We start from the raw sequence: 387 nt of genomic DNA on the forward strand, positions 1-387 counted from the left end.
GTGGCGAGCAGGCGGGCTACGAGGCCTGCGCCACGCTCCTCGCCGAACACCCCGGCACCGACGCGGTGTGCGCGATGGTCGACGCCTTCGCCGTGGGCGCGGTCCGGGCCGTCCGGGACAGCGGGCGGTCCGTTCCGGACGACGTCATGGTGGCCACCCGCTACGACGGCCTGCGCGCCCGCACCTGCGAACCGCCCCTGACGGCGGTGGACCTGCACCTGGAGCAGGCGGCGTCGGCCGCCGTGGAGCTGCTGCTGCGGAGGCTTCGCGGGGACACCACCACCCCGACGGTGGCCGTGTCCCCGGAGCCGGCTGTTATCGCCCGTGCCTCGTCGGTACGGGACCGGGGCGGGGACCGGGACCGGAAGGAGTGACACCCTCCGTCAC

General features: G+C 75.5%; 1 protein-coding gene. It reads left to right on the forward strand.

What is annotated here, in order from left to right:
* A partial coding sequence (locus tag ACLZOT_RS50360; protein WP_416976039.1) for a substrate-binding domain-containing protein occupies positions 1 to 374 on the forward strand: 374 nt, incomplete at its 5' end.
* Positions 375 to 387: the final 13 nt, after the last annotated feature.

It is taken from the genome of Streptomyces sp. 4F14, from assembly GCF_048159485.1.
Taxonomy (GTDB): Bacteria; Actinomycetota; Actinomycetes; order Streptomycetales; family Streptomycetaceae; genus Streptomyces.